The organism is Ensifer sp. YR511 (genome assembly GCF_900103045.1).
In the GTDB taxonomy this organism is placed as follows: domain Bacteria; phylum Pseudomonadota; class Alphaproteobacteria; order Rhizobiales; family Rhizobiaceae; genus Ensifer; species Ensifer adhaerens.
Window position 1 is genome coordinate 64,975 of record NZ_FNGR01000012.1, and the last position, 26,210, is coordinate 91,184.

Sequence of the window (26,210 nt, forward strand, 5' to 3'; positions counted from 1 at the left end):
ACTGAAAGTTTGAGCCTACGCGGTGCGGCTCGATCGTGGTCGCGCCGCTTCGACTAGCACGCAGCCGATCGGCATCACGCCCGCTACGCTCACCACCAAGATTGCCGAGCCGAAACCTGTGCGAACTGGCGGCACTGCTCGGTCGACGACCGATCCTGCCGTGAACAAGTAGGCCACGGCCTGAACACCAGCGTACAGGACGCTTAGAATCTGACCTGAAAGCTGTCTGCCGTCGCGCGGGCTTGCTGAACAGCTACGGAGCTGACCCGTCGCCGCTGCGATGCTGGTGCTGCTGTATGACCTCGCTGGCAGAAATTCTATTCGAAACATCCCGAAAGAGAGGCGCTTCTCGGTGGCAACCCCGGGCGGCCTCCATCGCAAATCAACATCCCTGCCTCTATTTTAACTTGCATGGATAACTTTAGTCGCACTAAAGTTTCGTCAGGTCAAGAAGATGCGGAAAGACAACATGAGTTCCAATGATCGGGAGGCGCAGCAGAAGGGCCCTGAGAGGTCCCATCTTTTTCCACCTGCCGTTTCACTAGGGCGTGCGCTTCGCCGGCGACGTAAAGAGATCGGCAAGACGATGAGGCAGGTTGCACGCGAGGCCGGCCTCAGTGAGGGCTTTATCAGCCAGATAGAGCGCGGTCTTTCCACGCCCTCGTTGATCTCGCTTTGCAACCTTGCCTCCAGTTTGGATACCAGTGTTGAGGCTTTTCTGCCGCAAGCGCCGCAGCGCAGCAACTCCATGGTCTCGCATGCTAGCGAGCGGCACAGCTACAGCATTGAGGCGGAAGAACGAGTGTACCAACTATTGCAGCGCGGTTTTCCAGGGGCGAAACTCAATAGTTGTATCACGCATATGCCTCCCGGCTATGTCTCCGATGTGACGCGTCACGAGGGCGAAGACTTCCTCTATGTCATCGAGGGTGAGATGCACTACGAGGTCGGCGATCGCGAGTATCTGCTCACGGCAGGGGACACACTACACTTTCCCGCATCGCTGCCACACAGGGCACGCAATGTCGGTTCCGGCGAGGCGCGGGAACTTTGGGTTGGCACGACGCGGATCATACCGGAGCGGTGATGGGGTCGGAACAGCCACTTCAGTTCTCCCAGAAATTGTCACGAGACCGATTGACAAGAGCCGCCTAAAAACTTTAGCCTGACTAAAGTTCCGGATTGAGTGGTGGAGGTCACTTCAAGGCGGGGCGCTTCGTCGGTGCGGTATCTGCGTCACAGGACCGGGGCGGAAGCGGACAGGCATTTCAAAACAACGCAACGCGGGGCAGGCGGTGACAGGAGAAACCCTTCACGCCTGAAGGAGGAAAAATGCGCGTGAAAAAATTGATCAACGGCGCGGCGCTCGCGCTGGCGTTGGCGACCGGCCAGGCCCTGGCCGAAACGCCGAAGGACACGCTCGTCGTAGCTGATGCCATCGACGATATCATCACGCTTGATCCGGGCGAGGTGTCGGAGGTTGGCGGCGTGCTTACGGCAAATCAGATCTACCAGCCGCTTTTGACTGCAGCGACCGACGATTCTAGCAAGATCATCGGCGTGCTCGCCGAAAGCTGGACGGCGTCGCCGGACGGCAAGACCCATACCTTCAAGATGCGTCCGGGGCTGAAGTTCGCCTCCAGCAATCCGGTGACGGCGAGGGATGCGGAATATTCGCTGCGCCGCGTCGTGCAGATGAAGTCGCGCTCTGCCTTCATCCTCACCCAGTTTGGCTTCACGCCTGAGAACGTCAAGGATCGCATCAAGGCGACTGACGACATGACGCTGGTCATCGAGATCGGCGACACCTATGCGCCGTCGTTCCTCTATTACTGTCTGTCTTCCTATGTCGGCGGCATCGTCGATTCCAAGCTGGTGCAGGAGCACGAGGTCAATGGCGACTTCGGCAATGGCTGGCTGAAGGTTGAGAACTCCGCCGGTTCCGGCCCGTATGTGCTGACGCGCTGGGAGCCCAAGCAGTCGATCATGTTGACCCGCAATCCCAACTATACCGGCGAGACCGGAGGCCTGGAGCGGATCTTCCTTCAGCATGTTCCCGAAAGCGCCGCGCAGCGCCTGTTGCTCGAAAAGGGCGACATCGACATAGCCAACAAACTCGGCCCGGATGATTTCGGCGCTATCGAGGAGAACCCGGACGTCGGCTTCGTCGACGGTCGTTCCGGAACCATCTACTACATGGGCTTGAACGTCAGGAACGAGCACCTGGCCAAGCCCAAGGTCGTGCAGGCGCTGAAGTACCTGGTCGATTACCAGGGCATCGCTGACACGATCTCGCGCGGCACGGTGGAAGTCCACCAGACGCTGGTGCCGAAGGGCTTCCTAGGCGAAATCGACTACAATCCGTACAAGCTCGATATAGAGAAGGCGAAGGCGCTGTTGGGCGAGGCTGGAATTTCGGGTGAGCTCACGCTGGACACGGTTGTCTGGAACACGCCGCCCTACACGGACTTCGCCCAGGCGATCCAGGCGACCATGGCGCAGGCCGGCATCAAGCTGAACCTTGAAGTGGTCGACGGCCAGCAGTGGCTGGAACGCTATCGCTCGTCAAACCTCGACATCTGGCTCGGCCTGTGGGGCCCGGACTATCCCGACCCGCACTCCAACGCCAAGGCCTTTGCCGTGAACAAGCAGGACGCACCGGACGGTTCCGCTGGCCTTGCCGATCGATTTGGCTGGAACGCTGGAAGCCTGTCGCAGGAGGCGATGGCGGCCGTGCGCGAGCAGGATACGGACAAGCGCCGGGTGATGTATGAAACCCTGCAGAAGGCACATACAGACACCTCGCCCTTCCTCTACATGTTCCAGCAGGTCCGAAAGGTCGGCGTGCGCAGTTCGATCAAGGGGGTCGTCCTCGGGCAGACCTTCGCCGACGACCGATACTGGAACGTAACCAAGTAGCCGTTCGAACCCATGTTTCGGCAGCGAACGGGGCTCCGGCGCCGGTCGCGGCCGAGATCAATCGCATTAGATCAAACGGAGTGGTTCGTGCCGGCAGTTCTCATCAACCGGGTTCTCGGTGTCACCGGCCGGATCCTCACGCTTCTCCTCACCGTGGGCATCACGCTCATTGGCCTGGTCGCACTCACCTTTTGCGTCGGCCGCGTTGTGCCGATCGATCCGGTCCTGTCGGTCGTCGGACAGAAGGCAAGCGAGGAGGTCTACCAGCGCGTCTTCCTCGAAATGGGCCTCGACAAGCCGCTCTGGCAGCAGTTCCTCGCCTATGCCGGAAAGCTCGTTCGGGGAGATTTTGGCACGTCTTTCGTCACTAACCGGCCCGTGCTCTCGGATCTTTCCGGCTTCTTTCCCGCGACGCTGGAGCTTGCGACGCTCGGCCTTCTCGCCGGCACGCTCATCGGCGTGCCGGCGGGTGTGGCCGCTGCCTATTGGCACGACAAATGGCCCGACTACGTGATCCGCTTTGTGGGCCTCATTGGCTATTCCGTGCCAATCTTCTGGCTTGGACTGGTCGGCCTCTTCGTCTTTTATTCCCGGCTCGACTGGGTGTCTGGTCCTGGCCAGATCGACGTCTTCTATCAGGGCATCGTCAAACCGGTAACCGGTTCGCTGTTGATCGACTCGCTTCTATCAGGCGAGTGGGAAGTCTTCAGCAATGCCTTGAGCCATATCGTGCTGCCGGCAGCGCTGCTGGGCTACTACAGCCTTGCCTACATCTCGCGCATGACGCGCTCGATGATGCTCGACCAGCTGTCGCGGGAATATGTGCTGACGGCCCGCCTCAAGGGGGCGACTGAATATCGCGCGGTGATGCTGCATGCGCTGCGAAATGCCGCCATACCGCTCGTCACGGTGATCGCACTTTCCTACGGCGGCCTGCTGGAAGGCTCCGTGCTCGTCGAGACGGTCTTTGCCTGGCCGGGCATCGGCAACTACATAGCCTCATCACTCTTCAGGGCCGACATCAACGCCGTGCTGGGCGGCACAGTGCTGGTCGGCGCCGTGTTCATCCTGCTCAACATGGTCTCGGACGTCGTCTACCAGATGCTCGATCCGCGCTCCAACCTTCGCCGCCGGTAGGAGGCCACCATGACCGCCATCAATCTCACCCATGCCGAGACCCGCCGCCAGCTTCGGCGCGCGCGCCTCGGTGAATTCACCAAATTCGCCCGCCGTTTTACCGGTAACCCGCTCGGCATGATCGGCCTTGCCATCCTCGGCGTGCTCATGGCGAGCGCAGTCTTCGCGCCCCTTTTTGCGACCCATGATCCCTACCTGCCCGATCTCGTGCATCGCCTTTCGCCGCCGAACGTTAAGAACTGGCTCGGCACGGACGAGCTGGGTCGTGATATCTTCTCCCGCATGCTCTACGGCGCCCGGCTGACACTGCTCATCGTGGGGCTGGTGGTGGCGACATCTGCACCGATCGGCCTCATCATCGGCGCGGTGGCGGGAACGTCGGGCGGCTGGGTCGATGCGGTGTTCATGCGCATCACCGACGTATTTCTTGCCGTCCCGAAACTGCTGCTGGCGCTTGCTTTTGTTGCCGCGCTCGGGCCTGGCATCGTCAATGCGGCGCTGGCGATCACGCTCACCGCCTGGCCGCCCTATGCGCGGCTGGCGCGGGCTGAAGCACTGATCGTGCGCGACAGTGACTATGTCAACGCCGTCAGGCTGGCCGGCGGGTCAGAGTTCCGCGTCGTCTTTCGCCATATCATGCCGATGTGCCTCTCCTCGGTTATCGTGCGCATGACGCTTGACATGGCCGGCATTATTCTGACGGCCGCTGGTCTCGGCTTCATCGGCCTCGGCGCGCAGCCGCCGCTGCCGGAATGGGGCGCAATGATCTCGACTGGCCGCAAGTTCATCTTCGATCAATGGTGGGTGGCAACGATGCCTGGTCTTGCGATCTTCATCGTTAGCCTCGGCTTCAACCTTCTGGGCGATGCCATGCGCGACCTGCTCGACCCGCACCTGAGGAGGCGTGCATGAGCGAGACGCTTGTCACCGTGGAAAACTTGCGCATCGCCTTTGCCGGCGAGGGCCGCACAATGATCGAGGCGGTCAAGGGCGTCTCCTTCGAAGTCGGCCGGGAAAAGCTCGGCATCGTCGGCGAAAGCGGCTCGGGAAAGAGTCTCTCCAGCCGCGCCCTGATGGGCGTTCTGCCGGAGCATGCGCGCGTCTCGGCTGATGTGATGTCCTTTGACGGCATCAATCTGCTTACGGCTTCGCCGCGCGTACGTCGGCAGTTGCGTGGCAATCGCATGGGCATGATCCTGCAGGATCCGAAATTCTCGCTCAACCCGGTCATGTGTGTCGGCAAGCAAATTGCCGAGGCGATCCGGCTCGGTGCCCGATCGCTGCCGGCAGCAAAGGTGCGCCAGAAAGTGCTTGACGTGTTGGAGGCGGTGCATATCCGCGCGCCGGAGCGCGTCTACGACCTCTATCCACACGAACTCTCTGGCGGCATGGGCCAGCGGGTGATGATCGCCATGATGGTGGTGCGCGAGCCGGAACTGCTGATCGCTGACGAACCCACCTCCGCCCTCGACGTTAGCGTGCAGTTGCAGGTGCTCGAGATCATGGACGAACTGGTCAGGCGCCGCGGCATGGGCCTTGTCTTCATCAGCCACGACCTCAATCTCGTCTCGCGCTTCTGCGACCGGGTCCTGGTCATGTATGCCGGCCGGATCGTCGAGACGCTGGATGCGCGACGCATGCACGAGGCGGTCCATCCCTATACGCGGGGCCTGCTTGCCTGCCTGCCCGCCATCGACGGGCCGCTGACACCACTGCCAACTCTCGCGCGCGACGCAAGCTGGGGAGAGGCTCGCCCATGATCCGCATCGACAATCTCAGCGTCCATTTCGGCAGCGCCGTCGCGGTGCAGAACGTCAGCCTCTCAGTGGAGAGCGGCGAGAGTTTCGGTCTCGTCGGCGAAAGCGGCTCGGGCAAATCGACCGTCTTGCGCGCAGTCATGGGTCTCAATCGCCATTGGACCGGTGATATCCACATCGGCGGTATAGATCGGCGCAAGGGAAGGCGGCGCGACCTCGTGCGCGTGGCGCAGATGGTGTTCCAAGATCCCTATGCCTCGCTTCATCCCCGCTACACGGTCGGCCAGGCCATCGCCGAGCCGATGCTGATCAACCGCATGTCGGATGTGGATGCGCGCACCGTCGAGTTGCTGGAGATGATCGGGCTGACGGCAGCGCACCGGTTTCGCTTCCCGCACGAACTGTCCGGCGGCCAACGCCAGCGCGTGGCGATCGCCCGCGCACTGTCGCTATCCCCAAGGGTGCTCCTGCTCGATGAGCCGACTTCGGCGCTCGACGTTTCGGTCCAGGCTGAAATCCTTAACCTCCTGAACCGCCTTCGTCGTGAACTTAAGCTGACCTTTGTCATCGTCAGCCACGATCTCGCTGTCATCTCCTATATGTGCGATCGATTGATGGTGATGCAGAACGCGCGCGCGGTCGAAACGCTGACGCGCGCGCAATTGCGCGCCGGCGACATGCAGCGCGGCTATACCCGCACACTCTTTCGCGCGAGCCATCGCGATCGTACTTCGGCCGAAGCTGGTTGTTGTGGATGAGCGCTCTGCGGCGCTTTTGCCAAAGCTCGTCCAGAATGTGTTCGTCTCATCCAGGCGTTGGCAGCGGACGGCATTGCCGTAGTGTTGGTCGTTTCGATCCGATTCTTGTGCAGAAGTAAAAGGACTTCACGTTAATAAACGTAACTGCATTTTTGTTAATTAACGTGCTCGCCTAATTAACAATGAGCACGGGGAAGTTGGTTCGAACCCCTTCAGCGCGCAGCAGCGCCTTGCAGGGCCAACGCCGATCCTCTTCGGCATGATCCCGTTATCGTCGCGGCATGACGACAGATGTTATGGTTCGACAGCGCCTAGCAGAGGCGGCTTCCGGCACAGCGAAAACTGCATCCTGTTGCGTGATGAGAGCAACAGCTTTTCCTGTTTCGGGCAGCCAAAGAGAACGTCATTCCTATAATCTATAAAAATTATGTATTTAATGTATTGTTGTCATCAACGTCGTGGAACCGCAAACCATGCCCTATCTGCTCAGCCTTCTCGACAAGAGTCCGGTCGATCCTGGTGGCACGCCGACACAGGCGCTGCATGCGACGGCTAACCTTGCTGCCAAGGCTGAAGAATGGGGCTACCACCGCTTCTGGGTCGCGGAGCACCACAACATCGCCGGTCTCGCGAGTTCCGCACCGGAAATCTTGATCGCTCATCTCCTCGCCAAGACGTCGAAGATCCGTATCGGTTCCGGCGGCGTCATGCTGCAGCACTATAGTGCCTACAAGGTCGCCGAGACGTTCAACCTGCTTGCCAGTCTAGCACCGTCCCGGGTCGATCTCGGTGTCGGCAAGGCACCCGGTGGTTTTCCGTTCTCGACCAGAGCGTTGCAGGCCGGAGTCGATCCGGCATTGCGGCCGAGCTTTCCCGAGCAGCTGGCCGACCTCAACCGCTATTTGCTGGCAGAAGGTAGCGAAGCTTCGGAGCTGTTGGCGACGCCGCTGCCGCCGGTCGCGCCGGACCGTTTCTTGCTGGGAGCAAGCGTCGACAGCGCATTGCTCGCTGCCGAAAAGGGCTGGAAGCTTGTCTTTGCCGGTCACCTCAACGGTGATCCGGAAAACCTGCAGAGAACCTTCGACGCCTATGAGCGCGCGACGAACGGCGATCGGCCGCTTCTTGCTCTCGCAGCTTTCGCAGCCGAAAGCGAACAGCGAGCGCGCGAGCGCGTCGCGGACCTGAAAATCTTCAAGGTGCTGCTTGCAAATGGCCAGAGCGTCAATGTCGGCAGCGAGGAGCAAGCTGCCGAATTCGCCCGCCAGGCCGGAATCGCCGACTACCGCGTCGAGGAGAAGACGCCGAGCGTGCTCACCGGAACTGCGCGGCAGGTTCGCCAGGAACTCGATGATCTGCACCGACGCTACGGCATAAAGGAATTCGTCATCGACACCCCCGCAGTCAGCGTCAGCGAGCGCCTCGCCTCGATCGAACTCATCGCGCGCGAACGGGTTTCTCTCGCCGCCTGAATTTTCCCTGAAGGATCTGCCATGACCAAGAAGAACGTGACTTTCGGTATGATGCTGCAAGGGCCGGGCGGGCACATGAACGCCTGGAAGCATCCAAGCGGCCCGGCGGACGCAAGCGTCAACTTCGACTTCTTCGTCGAAACGGCGCGAAAGGCGGAGGCCGCCGGCATCGCCTTTGCCTTCGTTGCCGATGGCCTCTACATTAACGAGCAGTCGATCCCGCATTTCCTTAACCGCTTCGAGCCGCTGACCATCCTGTCGGCGCTCGCCGCTTCGACGTCTAAGATCGGCCTGGTCGGCACGGTTTCGACCTCCTACAGCGACCCGTTCACCATCGCCCGCCAGTTTGCCTCGCTCGACCTCATTAGCGGTGGCCGTGCCGGTTGGAATGCGGTGACATCGCCGCTCGAAGGCTCCGGCCGCAACTACGGACGCGAACATCCGGAACATGAGCTGCGCTACGAGATCGCCGACGAGTATCTCGATGCGATCAAGGGGCTGTGGGACAGTTGGGACGACGATGCCTTCGTGCGTGACCGGGCAACCGGCGTTTACGCCGACAAGACGAAGCTGCGTCGGCTCAATTACAAGGGACGGTTCTTCCGGATCGAAGGGCCGCTCAACATCGAGCGCTCCAGGCAGGGACAGCCGGTGGTGTTTCAGGCAGGCGCCTCCGATTCCGGCGTCCGGCTTGCGGGCAAGCATGCGGATGCCGTCTTCACCAATGGCGGCCCGATCGACGACGCCAAGACATTCTACAAGCAGGTAAAGCAAAGTGCTGTGGCGCAGGGACGCAGCGCTGCCGAGATCGGCATCTTCCCGGGCATCGGCCCGATCGTTGGGGCTACGGCCGAGGAGGCGGAGGCGAAGTACCGCGCAATCCGCGATCTCGTGACGATCGAGGAGGCGTTGCTCTATCTCGGTCGCTTCTTCGATCATCACGACTTCAGCGCCTATCCGCTGGATGCGCCGTTTCCGGATATCGGGGATATCGGCAAGAACAGTTTTCGGGCGACGACCGACCGCATCAAGAAGACGGCGCGCGAAACCGGAGCGACCCTGCGCGAGATCGCGCTCGATGTCGCAACGCCGAGAACTGCCTTCATCGGCACGGCCGAACATATCGCTAAGGAAATCATCCGCTGGATCGACGAGGAGGCAGCCGACGGCTTCATCCTCGGCTTCCCGGTGATTGCCGAAGGTCTCGCCGATTTCGCCGCGCATGTGCTGCCGATCCTGGAACGTCGTGGCTATTTCAAGCCGAGGCTCGAAGGAGAAACACTGCGCGATCATCTGGGGCTCTCCTATCGCGAGAGCCGCTACGCCGCCCCGGCAGCGGATGTCGCGCGCGGAAGGGCCGTCGGGGCCTGACGGCGTCGGCGGAGACGGGCCCATGAACCTCATCCTCACCGATACCCAGAGATCTGCCGCGGTCGAACGTGGCCTTGCCACCTTCATCGACGAGGTCGTCGCGATAAGACGCGACCTCCACCAGCACCCGGAACTCGCTTTCCAGGAAAAGCGCACCAGCAGCGTGGTCGGCGATCTACTCGCCTCCTGGGGGTATGAGGTCAGCCGCGGTATCGCCGGAACCGGTATCGTCGCCACGCTCCGGGGTGGACAAGGCGAGAAGGCGATCGGCCTGCGCGCGGACATGGACGCGCTACCGATCGAGGAAGCGACCGGGCTAGCCTATGCCAGCCGCCACAAGGGGGTCATGCACGCCTGCGGCCATGATGGGCATACGGCGATCCTGCTCGCCGCTGCCCGGTTTCTCGCGACCGAGGGGCGTTTCGACGGCACGTTGAGGCTGATCTTCCAGCCGGCCGAGGAAATCGGTGCGGGCGCCCGCAAGATGCTGTCGGAGGGCCTGTTCGAACGCTTCCCCGTGGACGCGGTTTTCGGCCTGCACAACTGGCCGGGGGTGACGGCCGGCCGTTTCGGCTTCGTCGCCGGGCCGGCCATGGCCTCTGTCGATCAGGCAAACATTACCATCGTCGGCAAGGGGGGACATGGGGCCGAGCCGCATCTGACCGTCGATCCGGTGCTGGCGACGGCATCGCTGATCACTGCGTTGCAAAGCCTGGTGTCGCGCAATGTTGATCCGCAGGACATGGCCGTCGTCACGGTCGGCTCCATTCACGGTGGCCAGGCATCGAACGTCATACCCGAGAGCGTGTCGCTGAAGCTCACTCTACGCGCCTTCGACGGCGATGTTCGGCGCCTGCTCGGGGAACGTGTCCAGGCACTGGCGCGGGCACAGGCCGAGAGCTTCGGTGCAAAGGCTGAGGTCGACTACAAGCTGGGCTTTCCGGCGCTGGTCAACCACCCGGACGAGACGGCCTTCGCCCGCAACGTGGCGCTCCAGGCTCTTGGCCCCGAGGCGGTCGTCGCCGACTTCAGGCCGCGCACCGCCAGCGAAGACTTCGCATTCTTCCTGGAGGAGAAGGCCGGCAACTACGCCTTCGTCGGCAACGGCGACAGCGCGTCCCTCCACAGCGCTCAATACGACTTCAACGACGCGATCATCGCACCGGCGGCCCGCTACTGGGTTCGGCTGGTGGAAACCTTCCTCGCATGACGACCATGGGATGGCGAAAGACATGAGCGACACGTTTCTCTACACCACACCCCTCGATCCGCGTGCCAAGCCGCTGATCGACGAACTTATCTTTGAGTATGACAGCCGCTACGGCACCTACTTCAGCGAAGAAGGGGCGGCCGCCGAGATGAATCGCTATCCGCCGGAAGCTTTTGCGCCACCGTACGGCAACTTCGTGTTGTTGATCCGCGACGGGCAAGCGATCGGTGGCGGCGCCTTCAAGAACTACGACGACCGCACCGCCGAGTTCAAGCGCATCTGGACGCGGTCGGATTTGCGCCGCCAGGGTCTGGCGCGAAAGGTGCTGCTCGAGCTCGAAGCGCAGGCGGCGCGGCAAGGCTATTCACGCATCTATCTGACGACCGGATTTCGCCAGCCCGAAGCCGTCGGCCTCTACCTTGCAAACGGCTACACCGCGCTCTTTGACGTCAAGGCCGATCCCGAGGTCTACAAGACGCTGCCGTTCGAGAAGGACATCACGCATCTCCTCGTGTCGCTCGAGCTCATCGGCGACACGGCGCCGTCAAAGCCCCAAGCCGTGAACCACATCTAGCACCAACGGCCGCCTCAACAGATTTCAGGAGAGGAATCCATCATGGCAGTTCTGACCGATCTCGCCGGCGTGCCCGGCACCAGGCGGAGCAGCGAGCCGAACCCCGGCTACGCCCACTACCGCATCGTGCCGGCGCGCCACCCGGGGCGTGCGCTCGGGACGCTCTTTGCGGCTCTCGTCATTGCTGGCGTGCTTTATTCGGTCTTGACCAATCCGCGCTGGGGATGGCCGGTCTTCGCGCAGTGGTTTTTTGCCGAACCGGTCCTGGCAGGCCTCGGCCGCACCCTGCTTCTGACGGCGCTTGCAACCGTCTCCGGCTCGCTGCTTGGAACGGCTCTGGCGCTCGCCCGCGTATCGCGGTCGCCGCTGCTGTCGGGTCTTTCCCTCGGCTACATCTGGCTTCTTCGTTCCATCCCGCTGATCGTGCTGCTGCTGGTGCTCAACAATCTCGGCTATCTCTACGAGACGATCAGCATCGGCGTGCCATTTACCGACGCCGTGTGGTTCAACTACCCGACGACGCAGCTTCTCACCCCCTTTGCCGCGGCTTTTCTGGGGCTGACCCTAAACCAGGCTGCCTTCTTCGCCGAGATCGTGCGCGGCGGCATACTGGCCGTCGACCAGGGACAGCATGAGGCGGCAGCAGCACTCGGCCTGCCTCGCCACCGCCAGGCCTTTCGCATCGTGCTCCCGCAGGCCATGCGCTCGATCCTGCCCACGGGCTTCAACGAGATCATCGGTCTGGCGAAGAGTACGTCGATGGTCTACGTCCTGGCGTTGCCCGAGCTCTTTTATACGGTCCAGGTCATCTACCGCCGCAATCTCGAAGTCATCCCGCTGCTGATGGTCGCGACCGTCTGGTACCTGGTTATCATGACCGGGCTGTCGATTGCCCAGCACTACATCGAGCGCTATTTTTCAAAGGGGGCTGTCCGCAATCCGGTGCCCCTGCCGTTCCAGGCGCTGATCGCACGTTTCCGCCGACCGTTGCCGGATGTCGCGCCCCAGACCACTGCCGTGGTCAAGACCGGCTTTCGCGACGTGCAGGCCTTCCGCTCCGGCGGTGCCGTGCATGTGCATGGCATCTCCAAGAGTTTCGGATCTCTCAAGGTTCTGGATGACGTCGAGCTGAACCTTAGGGCAGGCAGCGTCACCGCCATTCTCGGTCCCTCCGGTTCGGGCAAGTCCACGCTGCTTCGAACGATCAATCATCTCGAACGCGTCGACGACGGCTTCATCTCGATCGACGATGAACTCGTCGGCTACAACCAGAAGGGCGATACCCTCTACGAGCTCAAGGAAAAGGACATCCTGAAGCGTCGTGCCGATATCGGCATGGTGTTCCAGAATTTCAATCTTTTCCCCCACTTGACCGTTCTCGAAAACCTGATTGAAGCGCCGCTCTACGTGCGCGGCCTTGGGCGAGACGAGGCGGTACGCATCGCCCAGGAACTGCTCGCTCGCATCGGCTTGAGCGACAAGATCAATGCCTATCCGCGCCAGCTCTCGGGCGGGCAGCAACAGCGCGTCGCGATCGCCCGTGCCTTGGCCCTCAAACCGAAGGTGCTGCTCTTCGACGAGCCGACCTCCGCACTTGATCCGGAACTCGTCGGCGAAGTGCTGGATGTGATCAAGGAACTGTCGCGAACCGGCACGACGCTGGTGATTGTCACCCATGAAGTCGGCTTTGCCCGGGAGGTTGCCGACACCGTGGTCTTCATGGAGGCGGGCCGGGTGCTGGAAGCAGGTCCGCCGGCCGAGATCTTCACGCATGCGAAACATCAGCGCACCCGCGAGTTCCTAGCGCGCGTTCTCTGAGGACCATGGCTGCCTGTCCCATAGGCGAGGCGCGCCGAAATTATCAACCAAGGATTGAAAAGGAGCAGAAAATGAGAATGCTTGACACTGCAAAGTTGCTGCTGGCTGGCGTCGTCACCGCTGCGACGCTCGGTATCGCCACGGCCAATGCCGAGGAAAAGTTTGACCTCAGCCCCGATACCTCCAACCGCATTCGTACCGAAAAGAACGAGGCGGCGGTCAAGGCGATCGCTCCCCACTTCAAGTTCGTGAACCCCGGCAAGTTCACTGTCGCCGTCAACCCATGGGATCCGCCAATTGCGACCTATGCCTCCGACTCCAAGACCGTGGTCGGTGCCGATCCGGATATCGCTTCGCTTCTCGCCGACTCGTTCGGGCTTGAGCTGGAGCTTGTTCCCGTCGCCTGGGCGGGCTGGCCGCTCGGCGTCAGCTCCGGCAAGTACGATGCTGTCATCAGCAACGTCACGGTGACGGAGGAACGCAAGGAGAAGTTCGATTTCTCCACCTACCGCAAGGACGTGCTTGGTTTCTTCGTCAAGTCTGACAGCAAGATCAACGAGATCAAGGAACCGAAAGACGTTGCCGGGCTCAAGGTCATCACCGGTGCCGGCACCAACCAGGAGAAGATCATCCTGGAGTGGGACAGGCAGAACGTCGCCGCCGGGCTGAAGCCGATCGAGGTGCAGTATTACGATGACCGCGCCGCCGGCGACCTGGCGCTTCAATCCGGGCGTGCCGATGTCGAGTTCAATCCCAACGCGACGAGAGCCTATGCCGCTTCGATCAAGAACGACACCAAGGTGGTGGGCATCGCCAGCGGTGGCTGGCCGCTGACCGCCGAAATCGCCGTCACGACGCGAAAAGGGGCGGGCCTTGCTGATGCCGTCACCATCGCGCTCAACGATCTCATCAAGAGCGGCAAATACGGCGAAGTGCTGAAGCGCTGGAGCCTCGGGGCCGAGGCTGTCGACGCGGCTCAGACCAACCCGCCCGGCTTGCCGAAGAGCGGTTCCTGATCCGACCTCAGCGGACCGGTGGCGTTGCCGCCGGTCCGGCTTCCGCACTTCATCCGGAGACCTACAGCATGAACGGCACGTCCCGCCTTCGCACTCTTCTTGCCGCCGCTGCGGCAGCTCTTCTTCATGTCGGCTCGGCGCAGGCCGATGCCGGCTTTGATCTCAGCCCCGAACAGCCCGGTCAAGTCCATGCCGTTCGCAATGAAACCGCGGTCGCGGCCATCCCCGCGGACTTCAAGTTCGTCACGCCAGGCAAGTTCACGGTCGCCGTCAGTCCGGGCGGGCCGCCGCTTGCCACCTATGCGACCGACGCACGCACGGTGATCGGCGCCGATCCGGAATATGCCGGTGCGGTCGCCAACAGCCTGGGCCTCGAGCTTGAGCTTGTCCCCGTCGCCTGGATCGACTGGCCGCTTGGATTGACCTCCGGCAAATACGACGCAGTTATCTCCAATGTCGGCGTCACCGAGCAGCGCAAGGAGAAGTTCGACTTTTCGACCTATCGCCGGGGCCTGCACGGCTTCTTCGTCAAATCCGATAGCGGCATCACTTCGATCAAGGAGCCGAAGGATGCAGCGGGTCTCAGGATCATCGTCGGCGCCGGCACCAACCAGGAGCGCATCCTGCTCAAATGGAGCGACGAGAACGTTGCGGCCGGTCTGAAGCCGCTGGGGTTGCAATACTACGACGACGAGGCGACGAGCCTCGTGGCGCTTGCCTCAGGTCGCGCCGACGTCATCGTTCAGCCGCATGCGCAGCTCGTCTTCATTGCCGCCCGAGACAACAACATCAAGCGTGTCGGTACGCTGAGCGCTGGTTGGCCGGAGCGTTCGGACGTGGCGATCACAACGCGCAAGGGCAGTGGGCTCGCCAACGCTCTGACGATCGCCACCAACGGTCTGATTGCGGATGGCACCTACGGCAAGGTTTTGGAGCGCTGGCACCTCCAGGAGGAAGCTTTGCCGAAATCCGAGACCAATCCACCCGGCCTTCCGAAATTCTAGGGAGCCTTGGCGTGACGCGAAACAAGATATCGATCAGTCATATCGGCTTCCTGAGCCCGGGCAACTACCCGGCGCACGACCCGTTGGATGGGCTGGAGAAGACCTTGGCGCTGCTGCAGTATGGCGAGGCGCTCGGTTTTGCCAGTGCCTGGGTGCGCCAGCGACACCTGGAGCCCGGCATATCGTCGGCGGCCGCTTTTCTTGCTGCCGCGACGCAAAGGACGAGCCGCATTGAGCTTGGCACTGCGGTTATTCCGATCGGCTATGAGAGCCCGTACCGGCTGGCAGAGGATCTCTCGACCGTCGATGTGCTCTCTCGCGGTCGTCTGAACATTGGTCTCAGCGCCGGCCGCCCCTTGCATGTCGATCTGATCGGCGACCTCGTCTTCGATGAGGGCTGGGAGAATTTCGACTTCACGCACGGGCGGGTTTTGCGCTTTGTCGATAATCTGCGCAGCCGACCGATCGGCGACGAAGACACCTTCATCAAGACGCCGTTCGGCCCGCAGCGCCCCCGGCTCCAGCCCCATGCCAAGGGACTGACGGACCGGATCTGGTATGGCGGCGGATCGCTGAAGTCTGCCGGATGGGCAGGGCGCAACGATCTCAACCTCCTAATCGGCAATGTCACGACCGGGGAAGGGACCGACGATTTCTTCGTCGCGCAGCGGCGTCAGCTCGAAACCTATCGCGCGGCGGGCGGTACGGAGAGGAGGGTCGCACTTGGCCGGGTCATTGTTCCGTTGGATGGTGCGGACAAAAAAACGCGCAAGCGCTATCTCGACTACGCGGCCGGGCGCACCGAACGAACGCTGACGCCGCAGGGAGAGCGGCGCACGCTCTATGCCCGCGACCTTGTGGGCACGTGCGACGAGATCCTCGAACGGTTGTTTGCAGACCCGCTCCTGCCGCATGTCCGCGAACTCAGGCTCGAACTTCCCTACGAATTCGAGGACGAGGATTACCGCCAGATCGTCCATGACTTTGTTGCCCGCATCGCTCCGGAGCTCGGATGGTCGCTGGCCGACCAGAAAGCAGCCTAGAAACGGGGGCTCCGATGTGGGGCCTCGCAATACAGGAAAATATGAGTGCCAAAGACGATCGACTACTTCTTCTCCATTGGCTCGCCCTGGTCCTATATCGGATTCGACACCTTCGTCGGCATTGCTAGCCGCAATGGCGCAGAGATCAGGCCGTACTTGACCACTGTCGTCGAAGAGAACGGGGGTATTTTCTCGCGAAATCGACCGGATGTCCGCCGCGCCTATGGGACGCGCGACCTCAAACGGTGGGCCCGTGTGCGCGGCAAGCCGCTCCTCTTGGAAAACCGACCGGTCCTCGCTGACCCGACGCCGTCATCGCTGATCGTGATTGCGGCCCTTGTCGACGGGAAGGACTGGATCGGCCTCACAAGCGCGCTGCAGCATGCCTTCTGGGCTAACGCCCAGGACATCGGCAGTCCGGATGTACGCGAAGAGATTGCGCAGGCCGCGGGTCTTGACGGCGCGGCTCTCGCACGGCGCGAGGCGGATGACGATGTCAAGGCAAAGTGGGCTGAGGATCGTAATCACGCGGTCGCAAGCGGCGTGTTCGGGTTCCCGACCTATCGCTATGATGATGAGCTTTACTGGGGACAGGACAACCTGTCCTTCCTCGAACGCCATCTGGCCGGTGATCGGCCATAGTTTCCCAATCGAGCCTCCTTCCTTCAAAGGCATGCGATCATGAATGACAAAGCAAACGCCGGCGTTAAGCCAGGTCCGCAAACTCAGTTGATCAAGGCTGGATATGATCCGGCCAGCCAGCGCGGATTTATCAATCCACCTGTCGTCCACGGGTCAACGGTGCTTTTTCCAGACGCGCTGACGATGGAAACGCACGGGCAGAAATACACCTATGGCACACGCGGCACGCCGACCACGGACGCGCTGTGCGATGCGATCAACGAACTGGAGGGGGGCGATGGCACGATCCTCGTGCCATCAGGTCTTGCCGCCGTCACGGTGCCGCTGCTTGCCTATCTCTCTCCCGGCGATCATGCGCTGATCGTCGATTCCGTCTATGGAAACGTCCGCCAGTTCTGCGACGTCATGCTGGCACGCCTGAACATCGAAGTGGATTACTACGACCCCTCGCTAGGAGCGGACATCGAGCCCCTTTTCAAGCCGAACACGCGTCTCGTGCACACTGAGGCACCGGGCTCCAACACGTTCGAGATCCAGGACATTCCCGCCATCGCCGCCGTGGCCCACCGTCGCGGCGCGCTCGTTACGATGGATAACACCTGGGCGACACCGCTCTATTTCAGGCCGCTCGACTTCGGGGTCGATGTTTCCATCCAGGCTTCCACCAAATATCCAGCTGGCCACGCCGACATCCTGTTCGGAACGGTGTCGGCGAATGCCGAACACTGGCCGCGCTTGACGGAAGTAAACGGGTTGCTTGGTCTTTGTGCCGCACCCGATGATGCCTACCAGGTCCTTCGAGGCCTGCGGACACTGGGAATCCGACTGCAGCGACACCAGACGAGCGCCTTTGAGATCGCCAACTGGCTTGAAGGTCGCAACGACGTCGCACGCGTACTGCATCCCGGCCTTCCGAGTTTTCCGGGGCACGAGATCTGGAAGCGTGATTTCAAGGGCGCGAGTGGTGTCTTTTCGTTTGTTCTTCGCGCAGAGCATGAAGACAGGTTTAAAGCGAAAGCCCAGGCGTTTTTGGATGCCTTATCGATCTTCGGCTTGGGATATTCCTGGGGCGGATTTGCTTCCCTCGCGCTTCACGTCAATCTTGGCGAGCGCAAGGTGACGCCCGTGCCGACTGACGGGCCGGTCCTGCGCCTTCAAATCGGACTGGAAGATGTCGACGACCTCAAGGCGGATCTGGAGCAGGCACTCGCGGCTGCTCGAGCAGCCTAGCAGGAGTGTTTTCATCGAAATCGTAATCGCCTCCATTTTTGGTGCGTTCAAAGTCGCACAATGTCTCGACCTCCACTTGAACCGCTTCCGCACGTGCCGGCGAGCTCTCTTTATTGGCTGAGATAGAAAAGGTCGAAGGCGCAGAAAATGATCTCGCCGGCATCGTGCAGGCTCGGCTTCTTGTCGACGGCGCGCTGCAGCAACCCGGAATACGAGCGGCCCTGTTGGTCGAGCACGACCGTCTCACCGTCGATGATGAGAGACGCTTACCCGAGCGTGCCCGCCTCGGCGACGATCGATCCGGACTTCTTCGTCCAGTCATTGGCACGCCAAGCAAGCTCGCTCGCAGTTCAGGTCAGCGCAGAGGAACATTCCGCATCCGCGGCCGTTGTTTGCATTGCTGATGATCCACTGCCCAACGGATCAAGGCGGGCCTTCATCGAAATTTTTAAGAATGGAGACCCTTTTGTGTAGCACGGTTGGTATAGCACGCGCGCTCTAGGCCCCGTCGAGAATGACGGGGCCGTTTCGCTTGCCGAATGGCGACTCTAGCGATCTCGCCTGCTTCCCAAGTGCGCCAGGCAAGCCAGCCAGATAGTCCGAACGAGCTGGACATGCTGCAACGCACGTTCGATCGAGTGTGCACCTAGTCCAGCATTGCGCGCTACGGGAGGCGCGCCGAGCAGTTGTCGTGGCATATCGTCGATCAGTTCCGCGAAGGGCTGACTGACGAAGACGCGCTATTTGAGAGCGCGATTTGGTTTGGGCAAAACTCCGACGCCTCGCAATATCACTCAGATGCATAGCGTTCTTACCCGCGCATGAGACCACGCGGTCGCCGATGAGGAACTCGTGACACTCCTGCCCGTTGTCGTTCCGAAAGGAGTACCTAAATGGCCACCAAGGATACCAATGCAAAGCCTGAGCAGGCGAAGCCGAAAGACATCCATCAACCCGCTGATCACAGAAAGCACCGCGACGAGGAGTCGATCGCACCGCCAGCCGTCCAACCTCCTGGCGCCAAGGATACGAGTGAAAAACCGGAGGTGAACCCCGTCACTGGCGTGGCGACCTAGATCCTTCGGGAACGTTTATCTGTTTTGGGAACTGCCTGGCACTTTGGACGTTTCTGCTATGCCGACGACCACACCCCCTGTGGTATCGGCGGGGCTCCATATCGTCCCCCGCAGTGGAGGCCCTGCGCATAGCGCACTCGGTGGCCTCGTCGAGAATGACGGGGTCATTGTGGTGATGGTTCGGCGGCGGCAAGCCTGCCGTTGCATCGATCACTCCCGATTTCTGGGCGTTGACTCTTCCGATTAACCAGAACATTATAAGAACATTCACGGGGATGCGGCCGCCAACCTGAAAACTGAAGACTGAACAAACTCTGGTGCAAACCGGAGAAGGAGAAGACATGCCCGCCCCTCAGGGACAAATCGAGAATGAAGAAGAGGTGGCGGACGAAGCCGCGGCCGCCGTTGCGTGGCACGAGGGCGACAAAGACGCCACGATCCGCACTTTGCTGGACGATTGCCGGCACCTTCGCCAGCAGCTTGTTTTGGCTGAAGGCTCGATGAGTGTTGGTTTTACCCGCGGCTGGCGTCCTCGCCCCGACCGCGAAGCGAGCAACCGGACATGAGCGACGAGGGCACACCAAAAAGGCGACCGAAGGCCCTTGTGTACACCTCTGCGAACACCCGGCCTGCAAAAATGGGGCGGCTTCGGCTTCGCCATCGGTAAAGGACCGCCCAAGTGGTTTTGCTTTGAACGCTGGTCTGAGACGTGGCCACATCCAAGCAAGCCGAGCGCCAGGCGCTCCTTTCGCCACGGCGGATAGGGCACACCGGACCTAACCGGTGCTTTGACGCGGTGGGCGCGCTTCTCGGAATGGTTTTGCGCGCGGATGCGCTTCGATGGCAGCGAAATCCGGAACTTGGGACTCTGGCAGACAAAGTATCGGACACTTCGATTCCGATCGGGTATCCCGACGACACAGTTCGCCCCATCGCGGATATCATGATTGCGACCGATACTGCGAGAATTCCCATCACCGATCCGATATCCGGGACTTTGGTCGGCCTTGTCGCCCGCAAGGACCTGCTTCGCCTCGGGCAGTCCCACAATCCGCTGAACTGGAACGGCGGCCCTATCTTGGAGGACCTTTTCGGGAGATTTGAACAGAGTTGCCGCCGATAAGAGTTCGTCGGGTTCAAATCTGTCAAGGCGGGCTTTCAACGCCGTGTTTGGGTGGCATCGAACAATTAGCAGGAACCTATAATGGTAGCTATGCAAAAAGAAAGCCTCGAGCGGCTTGGCTGAGGCTCAAAGGGAGATGCATGAACGCCATCAGATCGGGTCGGTGGTAGCGTTCATGTCCACCAAACTAAAGCTTTTCCGTGGCCCCTCAATTCCTCTTTCGGATGACTGATCGGTGCCAAAATGCTTAGCTACTGAGAGACTTGACCTGGTCGCAACTATATCGGCAGGAAAGCCCGGGGCTCTGTGAGCCCGACTTCCGCTAAGAACAGCCGGATAAACCGTTCCACGAACGGATTATTTTCTCACTCGGACTTGAAGCCTTGAGCTTCCTTCCAGCCTACAAGTCTTGTGGTGACGCTACTATGCGTGGCGTGCTTGACGGAATGGAGGGAAGCCTCGTGGAGGCATACCGCCTTTCGACTCAGGATCGCAGCCACGATCGGATCGCCGCGATGGTCGCGACCTGTTTGCCGCTCTTTCACGCTGCCGTTGTCCCGTATTCGGACCTAGCCAGATCGCTCGACCGCATCGCAGCCGCCGGCGTACCCATGGCCACGTCAGCAACGCTTCTGGCTATTCTGTCGCCGCTGTTGAAGAGCTCGGGTTATTTGAACGCTTGGGCGCGGTGGTGCTGTCATGAGGAGCGTGTCCTCAAACCTGAGCCTCGACCACCGGCGTGCTTCCGGGCTTCCTCACCTGCATCGGCCGAAAGTTTCCAGGTGTGGAACTGCAGGTCAGAAGCGGCTCGACGTCAGAGATCATCCGCGGACTGGAGGAGGATCCAACCGCGTCTCGCGACGACATCATCGACATTGCCAGATCGCTGGCGCGACCTGGCAGTTGAGGTGCGGGGGCTCATTGGCGATAGAGCGAGGCGGCGTTAAGTCCAATGAAGGTGTTCCATCTCATCGCCCGAAACGATTTGTTGGCACACCGTGGGCGCCCGGCTGCAGCGCGAAGACCGCACCTTCATGTTGGTTGCGGGCAAGATGCTCGACGCCCATCGTGAAGCGCGCCGACGTAACAAATAGGGTTTCGAACCGCGAACCGCCAAAGGTGCAGCTGGTCGGCCATGAACACGGTAGGTCGACAACGCGATCTATCCTACCATCGGGTGCAAATCGGACCACACATCCGCCGCCGGCGACGCGGCAATTCCAGATGAAGCCTTCAGCATCCACACAGGAGCCGTCCGGCAGACCACGTTGAAAACCAGAAAGTATCGTTTGCCTGTCGTTCAACACTATGGCGTGGGCGTCGAGAGAATAGCTGTAGATCGCGTTGTCTTCGGTATCCGCCGTGATGAGCCGACTATCGTCGGTCCAGATCAGGGTATTGGTAATACCAAACCGATCCTCGGAAACCGGACATAATTTTCCTCGCGCGTAGCGGTAGAGCCTCCCGGTCTTTGCAGACATCGCGATCGGCGTGCCATCGGCAGCGATGTTGTCTTGCATCGTGCCTACCCAGAAGGCCCCATCCGGTGCAACGACACCTTCATTCAATCGGTTGCCCGGCACGTCGGGCTCGACTTCCGCCACGAGACGGAGCTCGCCTCCAAACTCCCATAAGGCGATGGATTTCCGCAATCCGACGATAGCGCCGCCGTCGTCGCGAAGGCCAATTGATGTGACGAGGTCCTGGAACCTCCACTTTTCATGATTGCCGGTCCTCGGGCAGAGCCGGTGGATCGATTTTCCGACAATGTCGACCCAGCAAAGCTTGTGCGTTCGATCATCCCAGACCGCACTCTCGCCAACGATGTTTTCCGCCGCGAATGCCACGTCAACTTCGATTTTCATAAGCCCTCCGAGCTGTCCTCAAATTGGTTCTTGACACACAGCTTATCCATAAACTATGACTCGGTTCAATTCAACCTGTCCGACAGGTTTTACCAAACTGGGAGACGAAAATGAGTTTAACTCCAGTTGACGAAGAACAGTTTGCAGGAGGCAATCTCGTCAGCACCGCGATCGGCGCTATCACCCAGCACATTCGGGAGAACGAACTTGGTCCGGGCGATCGACTGCCGAGCGAGGCCACCCTATCGAAGGAACTCAGCGTGTCCCGGTCGGTGGTGCGTGAAGCTTTCAGGTCGCTTGCGACCATGCGGCTGATTGATCTCAATGTCGGAAAGCGTGCCACGGTGGCCCAACTCGACCACGGTGCAATGTCCTTGATGATCGAGCATGGTGTGCATACGGCCCAGATCAACATCAACCAGGTCTATGATGTACGCCGAACCATAGAAATGCGGACATCGACGCTGGCTGCGCTTCGTCGAAGCGACGCGGAAGCCCACACCATCCTTGCCCATGCAAGAGCGATGGAGACAAATTTCGCGGATGCGGACAAGGTTATGGAGAGTGATCTCGCCTTTCACCTGGAGATTGCTCGCGCCTCCAAGAACCCGATCTTCTCGATCATTGTCGGCGCATTCCAGGGGGTCTCCCGCCAGACCTGGCCGATCGGGTGGCGCAGCCGCGCGTCCGACGCCGACCGGCACGCCATGAACCAGATACATATCGACTTGGCCGGAGCAATTCTGGCTGGCGACCCCCAAGCCGCCAGCCAGCTCATGGCCCGCCATTTCGACGAAAGCGCAAAAGCACTGCTCGCGGCTGGAATCGCATAGGGGAAAACCTGATGAAAATTACGAGACTTGAGACGGTCCGCATCGCGGAACGGCCGAACCTGCTTTGGCTGCTGGTCCATACCGACGAGGGGTTGACGGGGCTCGGAGAAACCTTCTTCGGCGCAGAAACAGTCGAGACCTACATCCACGAGTACGTCGCCCCTCGTGTCATCGGGCGAAACCCGCTGCAGATCGATCTTCTCGCATCCGATCTCGTCGGTTATCTCGGGTTTCGCTCGTCCGGCGCCGAGGTGCGTGGAAATTCGGCATTCGACATTGCGCTCTGGGATATCTTCGGAAAGGCGACGGGCCAGCCGATCGCACAGTTGCTCGGCGGCTTCAGCCGCAATGAAATCCGCACCTACAACACCTGTGCGGGCACGGAGTACATCAAGAAGGCAACCGGTCAAACGACCGCAAACTACGATCTGTCGTCCGCCGGCGCCCGCAACTACGACGACCTCAACGGCTTCCTGCATCGCGCCGACGAACTGGCTCTGTCCCTCTTGGAAGAGGGCATTACGGCGATGAAGATTTGGCCGTTTGATATCGCGGCGGAAAAGTCGCGTGGTCAGTATATTTCGATGCCCGACCTGAAATCGGCACTGGTGCCATTCCAGAAGATCCGCGAGGCCGTTGGCGATCGCATGGACATCATGGTCGAGTTCCACTCGATGTGGCAGCTCTTGCCGGCAATGCAGATTGCCAAGGCGCTCGCACCGTACCAGACGTTCTGGCACGAGGATCCCATCAAGATGGACAGCCTCTCCAGCCTCAAGCGTTATGCAGCCGTCTCGCCTGCACCGATCTCCGCATCGGAAACATTGGGTTCGAGGTGGGCTTTCCGAGACCTCCTGGAGACCGACGCCGCTGGCGTGGTCATGCTGGATATCAGCTGGTGTGGCGGCTTGTCGGAGGCGCGCAAGATCGCGGCGATGGCGGAGGCGTGGCACCTTCCGGTGGCCCCCCACGACTGTACAGGTCCCGTCGTTCTTTGCGCATCGACGCATCTGTCACTGAACGCGCCCAACGCGCTGGTCCAGGAGAGCGTGCGGGCCTTCTACAAGACCTGGTATCGCGACCTCGTTACCGCGCTTCCGGAAGTTCGAAACGGGATGATCACGGTTCCGCCGGGGGCCGGTCTCGGCATGGAGCTTAATCCCGACCTCGAAAAGGCATTTACGGTGTCCCGTCGAACTTCGAGCGGGGACTAAGACCGGGTTCTTTCGCAATTCTGCAGCTTAAGGAGGAGCAAGCATGCGAACAGTATTGATTGGGAGTGCATTGGGGTTGGCGCTTTTTGGTTCGACCGCGCTTGGCGCGTCGGCGGAACCGTTGAAGATCGTCTTCACGCATCATTCGTCGGCTTCAAACACATTCTGGCAAGCGGTCAAAAAGGGTTACGATGACGCCTGCGAGAAGATCGGCGCAAGTTGCCAGATGGTGTTTACCCAGACAGAGGGCTCGGTTGAGCAGCAACTCTCGAATATGGAAGCTGCGCTGGCGAGCAAGCCTGACGCCCTTCTGACCTCCATCGTCGATGACAAGGCCTTTGATGACGTCATCGCTCGGGCCACCAAGGACGGCGTGGAGGTCATCGGCGTCAACGTCGACGACAGCGAGGGGGCGAAAGGAAACGCGCGGGTTGCTTTCGTCGGACAGGGTTTCCGGCGCGCCGGATACTCCCTTGGGAAGGCCATGTCCGAGAATTTTCCGAAGGAGGGACCGATCAAAGTGTTGGTCGGAATTTCCGCGCCCGGCCAGAACTGGTCGGAGGCACGCGGGCAGGGCGTCATGGATTTCCTTACGGAATTCAAGGCCGCGAACCCCGGTCGAGAAGTGTCCTGGGAACGGATCGACAGTGGCACGGACCTTGCCGTGACATCAGATCGTGTCGGCGCCTATCTCAATGCGCATCCCGACACCACCGCCTATTTCGATACCGGATTCTGGCATGCCGCGGTGGCAAGAGTTTTGAAGGATCGTGGGGTCGCGCCAGGTCAGGTGCTTCTGGGTGGCTTCGATCTGGTGCCCGAAGTCGTCCAACAAATGCAGACGGGCTATGTTCAGGTCCAGGTCGATCAGCAGCCATACATGCAAGGCTTCATGCCTGTAATGCAGGTCTATCTTGCCAAGAATTTTGGCCTCGCCCCGGCTGACGTCGATACGGGGCAGGGGATCGTCCGCCCGGCTGATGCCGACAACATCATGGACCTTTCAGCACAGGGCCTGCGGTAGACGCGTTTCTGCGAAAATCGGAGGGTTTTCGCAGAAAGAGCCTGTTGATGGAAGCATGTGCTTTGCGCGTCGAACACGGCGCGCAAAGCAATGAATTTGGCCGGCAGGCCCGCGAAATGGGCTGCCCTGCCGCACGGGAGCATGCGATGAAAAGAATGCTGAAAATCTACATGGAGAAGCCGGAACTCGCGGCGCTCCTTCTCCTCTTTCTGCTCGTAGTTCTCTTCCAGATCCGATCGGGAGGCGTCTTCTTGAGCTTTGAAAACCTGCGAGGCTTCTTTGGGATCCTCCCGGAGATGGCGCTGGTTGCCATCGGTGTCACTGTTTTGATGATCTGCGGAGAATTCGATCTTTCTGTCGGCGCCGTTTTCGCGCTGATGCCGATGACGATGGCCGTCTTGATGGCCAGTGGGATCTCGTTCCCGATGGCACTGGTCGCGGGCCTTCTCGTTTGTGTAGCGATAGGACTGCTGAACGGCTATTTGACCATCCGTTTTGCGATCCCAAGCTTTATTACTACGCTTGGCATGATGTTTGTGGCCAGATCGCTTACGGTCGTCATCTCGGGGGGCTTTCCGCCGCTCTTGCCGGCCGATCTTCCCACGTGGCTCTTCACCAGTTTTGTTGGGCCGGGCCAATTGTTTCGTATGTCGTTCATCTGGTTCCTGGTCATTGCCGTTCTGGTGTCGCTGCTCCTTAGCCGGACAAATTTCGGCAACTGGATCAGAGCGACCGGCGGTTTCCTACCGGCTGCCGATGCCCTTGGGATCCCGACTGCGCGCGTCAAAATAGCTTGCTTCATTCTTTGCTCGGTGCTGAGCGGCTTTGCCGGGCTCATTCAGGTGCTTCGCCTCGGGTCGCCGCTGCCTTCGATCGGCGAGGGCATGGAACTCCAAGCGGTTGCCGCGGCTGTCATTGGTGGTACCGCGCTCAATGGCGGTGTTGGGGCCGTCTTCGGCGGCATCATTGGCGTCATTCTCATTCGCGTGATCGACAACGGTCTCATCCTCAGTCAGGTCGACGCCAATTGGTTCAAATTTGCGATCGGCTCGCTGACGATCTTCGCGGTCGTCGCCAACTCGTGGCTTCGAAGGCGGGCAAAATCGATCAAGGTGGAGGTCTGAGCC

The 26,210-nt window shown here is 60.6% G+C and carries 24 protein-coding genes and 2 pseudogenes; 24 read left to right on the forward strand and 2 right to left on the reverse strand.

Annotated elements, in window-relative coordinates; all coding sequences use genetic code 11:
• Positions 1-469: 469 nt before the first annotated feature.
• The 16 genes from BLU15_RS20495 (at position 470) to BLU15_RS20570 (ending at position 17,948) form a co-directional block, all read left to right on the forward strand.
• The gene (locus BLU15_RS20495; RefSeq protein WP_176960317.1) at positions 470-1,087 is read left to right on the forward strand and encodes a helix-turn-helix domain-containing protein; all 618 of its coding nucleotides are present in this window, start codon (positions 470-472) and stop codon (positions 1,085-1,087) included.
• A gap of 245 nt (positions 1,088-1,332) precedes the next feature.
• Positions 1,333-2,919 (forward strand): ABC transporter substrate-binding protein, encoded by a 1,587-nt coding sequence (locus BLU15_RS20500; RefSeq protein WP_090297586.1) that lies wholly within the window; start codon positions 1,333-1,335, stop codon positions 2,917-2,919.
• 87 nt (positions 2,920-3,006) lie between these two features.
• Entirely contained in the window at positions 3,007-4,056 is a 1,050-nt protein-coding gene (locus BLU15_RS20505; RefSeq protein ID WP_244546788.1) for an ABC transporter permease, read from the forward strand.
• Between the two features lie 9 nt (positions 4,057-4,065).
• Positions 4,066-4,968, forward strand: coding sequence for an ABC transporter permease (locus BLU15_RS20510; RefSeq protein ID WP_090297591.1), 903 nt, complete (start codon positions 4,066-4,068; stop codon positions 4,966-4,968).
• Positions 4,965-5,816, forward strand: coding sequence for an ABC transporter ATP-binding protein (locus BLU15_RS20515; protein ID WP_090297593.1), 852 nt, complete (start codon positions 4,965-4,967; stop codon positions 5,814-5,816). The genes BLU15_RS20510 and BLU15_RS20515 overlap by 4 nt, the downstream gene beginning before the upstream one ends.
• A complete protein-coding gene (locus tag BLU15_RS20520; RefSeq protein WP_090297596.1) occupies positions 5,813-6,571 on the forward strand; it encodes an ABC transporter ATP-binding protein in 759 nt (252 codons plus the stop codon). The genes BLU15_RS20515 and BLU15_RS20520 overlap by 4 nt, the downstream gene beginning before the upstream one ends.
• A gap of 473 nt (positions 6,572-7,044) precedes the next feature.
• Complete coding sequence (locus BLU15_RS20525) at positions 7,045-8,040, forward strand: MsnO8 family LLM class oxidoreductase (protein WP_090297599.1); 996 nt, start codon at positions 7,045-7,047, stop codon at positions 8,038-8,040.
• A 21-nt stretch (positions 8,041-8,061) separates the two neighbouring features.
• Positions 8,062-9,411: an LLM class flavin-dependent oxidoreductase gene (locus tag BLU15_RS20530; protein ID WP_090297602.1), complete on the forward strand. Its 1,350-nt coding sequence runs from the start codon at positions 8,062-8,064 to the stop codon at positions 9,409-9,411.
• A gap of 22 nt (positions 9,412-9,433) precedes the next feature.
• Positions 9,434-10,621: a M20 aminoacylase family protein gene (locus tag BLU15_RS20535; protein ID WP_090297604.1), complete on the forward strand. Its 1,188-nt coding sequence runs from the start codon at positions 9,434-9,436 to the stop codon at positions 10,619-10,621.
• 10 nt (positions 10,622-10,631) lie between these two features.
• Positions 10,632-11,195: a GNAT family N-acetyltransferase gene (locus BLU15_RS20540; protein ID WP_090297607.1), complete on the forward strand. Its 564-nt coding sequence runs from the start codon at positions 10,632-10,634 to the stop codon at positions 11,193-11,195.
• 42 nt (positions 11,196-11,237) lie between these two features.
• Positions 11,238-13,013 (forward strand): amino acid ABC transporter permease/ATP-binding protein, encoded by a 1,776-nt coding sequence (locus BLU15_RS40765; RefSeq protein WP_090297610.1) that lies wholly within the window; start codon positions 11,238-11,240, stop codon positions 13,011-13,013.
• 71 nt (positions 13,014-13,084) lie between these two features.
• Entirely contained in the window at positions 13,085-14,029 is a 945-nt protein-coding gene (locus tag BLU15_RS20550) for an ABC transporter substrate-binding protein (RefSeq protein ID WP_090297613.1), read from the forward strand.
• Positions 14,030-14,097: 68 nt separating this feature from the next.
• A complete protein-coding gene (locus BLU15_RS20555) occupies positions 14,098-15,033 on the forward strand; it encodes an ABC transporter substrate-binding protein (RefSeq protein WP_090297616.1) in 936 nt (311 codons plus the stop codon).
• Positions 15,034-15,044: 11 nt separating this feature from the next.
• The gene (locus BLU15_RS20560) at positions 15,045-16,076 is read left to right on the forward strand and encodes an LLM class flavin-dependent oxidoreductase (RefSeq protein ID WP_090297619.1); all 1,032 of its coding nucleotides are present in this window, start codon (positions 15,045-15,047) and stop codon (positions 16,074-16,076) included.
• Positions 16,077-16,121: 45 nt separating this feature from the next.
• Entirely contained in the window at positions 16,122-16,718 is a 597-nt protein-coding gene (locus BLU15_RS20565) for a 2-hydroxychromene-2-carboxylate isomerase (protein WP_090297622.1), read from the forward strand.
• Positions 16,719-16,757: 39 nt separating this feature from the next.
• Positions 16,758-17,948, forward strand: a complete 1,191-nt coding sequence (locus BLU15_RS20570) for a cystathionine beta-lyase (protein WP_090297624.1) — start codon at positions 16,758-16,760, stop codon at positions 17,946-17,948.
• A gap of 110 nt (positions 17,949-18,058) precedes the next feature.
• Here the strand turns inward: BLU15_RS20570 and BLU15_RS40660 are convergent, their stop codons facing one another.
• Positions 18,059-18,184 (reverse strand): hypothetical protein, encoded by a 126-nt coding sequence (locus tag BLU15_RS40660; RefSeq protein ID WP_256386628.1) that lies wholly within the window; start codon positions 18,182-18,184, stop codon positions 18,059-18,061.
• Positions 18,185-18,841: 657 nt separating this feature from the next.
• Between BLU15_RS40660 and BLU15_RS20575 the strand changes: the two genes are divergently transcribed.
• The 4 genes and pseudogenes from BLU15_RS20575 to BLU15_RS40865 all read left to right on the forward strand — a co-directional run.
• Entirely contained in the window at positions 18,842-19,024 is a 183-nt protein-coding gene (locus BLU15_RS20575) for a hypothetical protein (RefSeq protein WP_090297626.1), read from the forward strand.
• Between the two features lie 341 nt (positions 19,025-19,365).
• Entirely contained in the window at positions 19,366-19,590 is a 225-nt protein-coding gene (locus BLU15_RS20580) for a hypothetical protein (RefSeq protein ID WP_060608598.1), read from the forward strand.
• A gap of 224 nt (positions 19,591-19,814) precedes the next feature.
• Positions 19,815-20,128, forward strand: a pseudogene (locus tag BLU15_RS20590) (CBS domain-containing protein); the annotation flags it as partial.
• 854 nt (positions 20,129-20,982) lie between these two features.
• Positions 20,983-21,054, forward strand: a pseudogene (locus BLU15_RS40865) (transcriptional regulator); the annotation flags it as partial.
• A gap of 61 nt (positions 21,055-21,115) precedes the next feature.
• Here BLU15_RS40865 and BLU15_RS20595 read toward each other — a convergent pair.
• Positions 21,116-22,012 (reverse strand): SMP-30/gluconolactonase/LRE family protein, encoded by an 897-nt coding sequence (locus BLU15_RS20595; protein WP_090297631.1) that lies wholly within the window; start codon positions 22,010-22,012, stop codon positions 21,116-21,118.
• Positions 22,013-22,122: 110 nt separating this feature from the next.
• On the opposite strand from BLU15_RS20595, the gene BLU15_RS20600 reads away from it, so the two are divergent.
• The 4 genes from BLU15_RS20600 to BLU15_RS20615 all read left to right on the forward strand — a co-directional run bounded on the left by BLU15_RS20600 (position 22,123) and on the right by BLU15_RS20615 (position 26,207).
• A complete protein-coding gene (locus BLU15_RS20600; RefSeq protein ID WP_058330197.1) occupies positions 22,123-22,845 on the forward strand; it encodes a FadR/GntR family transcriptional regulator in 723 nt (240 codons plus the stop codon).
• An 11-nt stretch (positions 22,846-22,856) separates the two neighbouring features.
• Positions 22,857-24,059: a mandelate racemase/muconate lactonizing enzyme family protein gene (locus BLU15_RS20605; protein WP_090297635.1), complete on the forward strand. Its 1,203-nt coding sequence runs from the start codon at positions 22,857-22,859 to the stop codon at positions 24,057-24,059.
• Positions 24,060-24,102: 43 nt separating this feature from the next.
• Positions 24,103-25,083 (forward strand): sugar ABC transporter substrate-binding protein, encoded by a 981-nt coding sequence (locus BLU15_RS20610; protein ID WP_090297638.1) that lies wholly within the window; start codon positions 24,103-24,105, stop codon positions 25,081-25,083.
• A gap of 146 nt (positions 25,084-25,229) precedes the next feature.
• Positions 25,230-26,207 (forward strand): ABC transporter permease, encoded by a 978-nt coding sequence (locus tag BLU15_RS20615; RefSeq protein ID WP_090297831.1) that lies wholly within the window; start codon positions 25,230-25,232, stop codon positions 26,205-26,207.
• Positions 26,208-26,210: the final 3 nt, after the last annotated feature.

What these genes read in the sequence shown, in the direction of transcription:
- BLU15_RS20495 (WP_176960317.1), top strand. Translation starts at nt 470, where the DNA reads ATGAGTTCCAATGATCGGGAGGCGCAGCAGAAGGGCCCTGAGAGGTCC.
- BLU15_RS20500 (WP_090297586.1), top strand. Translation starts at nt 1,333, where the DNA reads ATGCGCGTGAAAAAATTGATCAACGGCGCGGCGCTCGCGCTGGCGTTG.
- BLU15_RS20510 (WP_090297591.1), top strand. Translation starts at nt 4,066, where the DNA reads ATGACCGCCATCAATCTCACCCATGCCGAGACCCGCCGCCAGCTTCGG.
- BLU15_RS20515 (WP_090297593.1), top strand. Translation starts at nt 4,965, where the DNA reads ATGAGCGAGACGCTTGTCACCGTGGAAAACTTGCGCATCGCCTTTGCC.
- BLU15_RS20520 (WP_090297596.1), top strand. Translation starts at nt 5,813, where the DNA reads ATGATCCGCATCGACAATCTCAGCGTCCATTTCGGCAGCGCCGTCGCG.
- BLU15_RS20525 (WP_090297599.1), top strand. Translation starts at nt 7,045, where the DNA reads ATGCCCTATCTGCTCAGCCTTCTCGACAAGAGTCCGGTCGATCCTGGT.
- BLU15_RS20530 (WP_090297602.1), top strand. Translation starts at nt 8,062, where the DNA reads ATGACCAAGAAGAACGTGACTTTCGGTATGATGCTGCAAGGGCCGGGC.
- BLU15_RS20535 (WP_090297604.1), top strand. Translation starts at nt 9,434, where the DNA reads ATGAACCTCATCCTCACCGATACCCAGAGATCTGCCGCGGTCGAACGT.
- BLU15_RS20540 (WP_090297607.1), top strand. Translation starts at nt 10,632, where the DNA reads ATGGCGAAAGACATGAGCGACACGTTTCTCTACACCACACCCCTCGAT.
- BLU15_RS40765 (WP_090297610.1), top strand. Translation starts at nt 11,238, where the DNA reads ATGGCAGTTCTGACCGATCTCGCCGGCGTGCCCGGCACCAGGCGGAGC.
- BLU15_RS20550 (WP_090297613.1), top strand. Translation starts at nt 13,085, where the DNA reads ATGAGAATGCTTGACACTGCAAAGTTGCTGCTGGCTGGCGTCGTCACC.
- BLU15_RS20555 (WP_090297616.1), top strand. Translation starts at nt 14,098, where the DNA reads ATGAACGGCACGTCCCGCCTTCGCACTCTTCTTGCCGCCGCTGCGGCA.
- BLU15_RS20570 (WP_090297624.1), top strand. Translation starts at nt 16,758, where the DNA reads ATGAATGACAAAGCAAACGCCGGCGTTAAGCCAGGTCCGCAAACTCAG.
- BLU15_RS20575 (WP_090297626.1), top strand. Translation starts at nt 18,842, where the DNA reads ATGGCCACCAAGGATACCAATGCAAAGCCTGAGCAGGCGAAGCCGAAA.
- BLU15_RS20580 (WP_060608598.1), top strand. Translation starts at nt 19,366, where the DNA reads ATGCCCGCCCCTCAGGGACAAATCGAGAATGAAGAAGAGGTGGCGGAC.
- BLU15_RS20595 (WP_090297631.1), bottom strand. Translation starts at nt 22,012, where the DNA reads ATGAAAATCGAAGTTGACGTGGCATTCGCGGCGGAAAACATCGTTGGC.
- BLU15_RS20600 (WP_058330197.1), top strand. Translation starts at nt 22,123, where the DNA reads ATGAGTTTAACTCCAGTTGACGAAGAACAGTTTGCAGGAGGCAATCTC.
- BLU15_RS20605 (WP_090297635.1), top strand. Translation starts at nt 22,857, where the DNA reads ATGAAAATTACGAGACTTGAGACGGTCCGCATCGCGGAACGGCCGAAC.
- BLU15_RS20610 (WP_090297638.1), top strand. Translation starts at nt 24,103, where the DNA reads ATGCGAACAGTATTGATTGGGAGTGCATTGGGGTTGGCGCTTTTTGGT.
- BLU15_RS20615 (WP_090297831.1), top strand. Translation starts at nt 25,230, where the DNA reads ATGAAAAGAATGCTGAAAATCTACATGGAGAAGCCGGAACTCGCGGCG.